General features: G+C 63.3%; 2 protein-coding genes and 1 pseudogene. All 3 read right to left on the bottom strand.

Annotated elements, in window-relative coordinates; genetic code table 11:
- Window positions 1-136: 136 nt before the first annotated feature.
- The gene (locus tag AB0D93_RS41490) at window positions 137-346 is read right to left on the bottom strand and encodes a hypothetical protein (RefSeq protein WP_362131947.1); all 210 of its coding nucleotides are present in this window, start codon (window positions 344-346) and stop codon (window positions 137-139) included.
- A gap of 321 nt (window positions 347-667) precedes the next feature.
- Complete coding sequence (locus tag AB0D93_RS41485; protein WP_362131944.1) at window positions 668-1,102, bottom strand: hypothetical protein; 435 nt, start codon at window positions 1,100-1,102, stop codon at window positions 668-670.
- An 894-nt stretch (window positions 1,103-1,996) separates the two neighbouring features.
- Window positions 1,997-2,182: pseudogene (locus AB0D93_RS41480) on the bottom strand (superoxide dismutase family protein); the annotation flags it as partial.

The following is a 2,182-nucleotide window of genomic DNA, read 5'->3' as shown; positions in this document are numbered from 1 at the left end:
CGGACAGGCACAACACATCATTGACGTCATCACTACAGAAATCCGCGCTCTGGGAGCAAGCACGCTCCACCCGGCGGACTGAACCGTTCCGGGTTTGATCGAGACCCGCCAGGACCACTCCGGTGATGTCCGACGGCTAATAGTGGGGCTCCTCGACGCGGCCGGCCATGCCCGGCAACTCGGCGAGCACCTTCTCAAAGGCCCACCGCTGGCCCGAGGCACCGACCTCGACGAACTCACGCTCCAGCAGTTCCCCGGCCACGATTCGCGACGCCCGCATGTGGGCATCCATCAGGCCCAACTCGCCCGCGACCGCCTCGTTCACCTCGTTCGATTCATGATTCACAGCAGCATCTTCTCCCCGGCCCCTGATCCCCACACCTGAGTTATCGCTGCCAAGTCCCTCACGTTCCCTGAAAACAAGAGCCGTGCCAGGGACCATGTCCAGCTTCCAGATCCGAAGGGGGCCGAAAGACACTCCCACAACACACCCTCGAGATCACTAAATAGGGCCAAAACAACCAGCGACGCCCATCACTTGACCGGCGTTTCACCTGTGCTGGTACCGTGCTCGTGCAGCGGGCGCGCCGGCAAAACGTCCCCGCAAGGGCCAGAAAGACTGATCTGTAGAAACCCGCCGATCACATTCGGTAGGACAGCAGCTCTATCACGATCGGCAGACCTTCGACTCATCAAGAGTCATCGGGTGAGCGTCATAACCGATCACGCCACGCTCGTCGTCCGTCGCGTTGACGAGGGGCCGGCTGATCGTGTCGGTGACAGTCCAGAAGTAGTGGCCCCAGTGCGGATCGTCGTAGTGGGTTGTCCAATAGCCCGTGAGCTTCTGCAGCACCGGGGCGTAGTAGACCTGGAAGGCCCAGCGGGAGTTGATCGTGACGCTGAAGGGCTTCCCGTAGATTGTTCGCGAGTAGGTCTGCGGACTGGCATAGCAGTTGTGGACCCAAGGGAGAACCGCTCGGTAGACACCCACATACTTGCTGACAGAGGTGGTGGTAAAGGTGCATTTTCCGACGCCCGAGGCGCAGTCGCGCAGGATATCCGCCCTGGTCGGCGATGTTGCCGCCGACGACGGTGTCGCCATTACGGCCACCATCGCAAGGCCAGCCGAAGCAAGGGCCAATGCTCGTCCACCCTGTCTCCACGTCCCTGTCATCGACATTCAGGCTTCCCTCGGTTCCGTGTAAGAAATGGCACTCTGCGACAGTCCCAGGCGAGAGCCGCAGTCGCTTAAGATCGCCTGATCATGACATGGAGTCAGTCGAAACCGAACAGAAACGGCATGGTGTAAAAGTTTCTGACAGTCGCTCGGCGGCAAAGTCGGGATGCGAGCGGGGACCGCTGCCCCAATGCCCCGACGTCGCTTCAATGCGGGGCAGGGGCCCTGCAGCTGAATGACGCACCCTTGCAAAGGGGAGGCACCCGACTGAGGGTCCCCTCGTACCCTGGAGTCCGTGATACCAGGGGAAGCAGCGGGTTCATGGGGTCCAAGCAACGACGAACTCGGCACCGAGGATGGGCCCATGCCGGGCAGGGACTCGGTGATTGCTGCCTGCGGGTGGGTCCGGAACGTCTCGCTGATCTACCGCAAAACTGCGTTGGGGGCTGGTGGAGCCTGAAACACCACCAGGTTCGGATCCCTTTGATCAGAGGTAGCGTCCCATGAGGTGCTGTAGCCGGGCGGGCTCCCAGAACGCTCGGGTGCATGCCGGGGCGTGCACCCACTGGCGGTACATGCTCCCTGCACAAGGGCAGGCCATCGCGCAAGTCTGCCTGGTGAACGGACAGTTCGACCGGAGGAGCACGCGATGGCCTTCTTCCAATGAGGTTCAGCGAAGATCCGGGGCCCCGATAGCCGCCTGACGCGTACGGCGCTCTTCTCGCACCCTCGACTCGCGCGCGTACGGCGCCCTACGCCAAGAGCGGGAAGGGCGCCGTCCCTGTACATGGCCGTCCCGAGTGCGGCCCGCCGCCCCGCCTACGACGCTCCGCCGAACGGCACGGTGAAGCAGGCCACCCTGGCGCCCTTGGTGCCGGGCTCGCTGTGGATCACCACGGAGGACGCCTGGCCCTTCCGGAAGGCCCAGGTGTGCGTGGCGGTGGCGCGGCCCATGCCGGCCCCATCGGACTTGAAGTCCAGCCACACCTCGTTCTTGGCGTTGAC

Source organism: Streptomyces sp. NPDC048191 (assembly GCF_040652655.1).
In the GTDB taxonomy this organism is placed as follows: Bacteria; Actinomycetota; Actinomycetes; order Streptomycetales; family Streptomycetaceae; genus Streptomyces.
Note: the sequence above shows the minus strand (reverse complement) of the source record. Positions and strands in the feature narration are given on the sequence as shown.

Coding starts and splice junctions, on each gene's coding strand:
- AB0D93_RS41485 (WP_362131944.1), bottom strand. CDS start 1,102: ATGGCGACACCGTCGTCGGCGGCAACATCGCCGACCAGGGCGGATATC.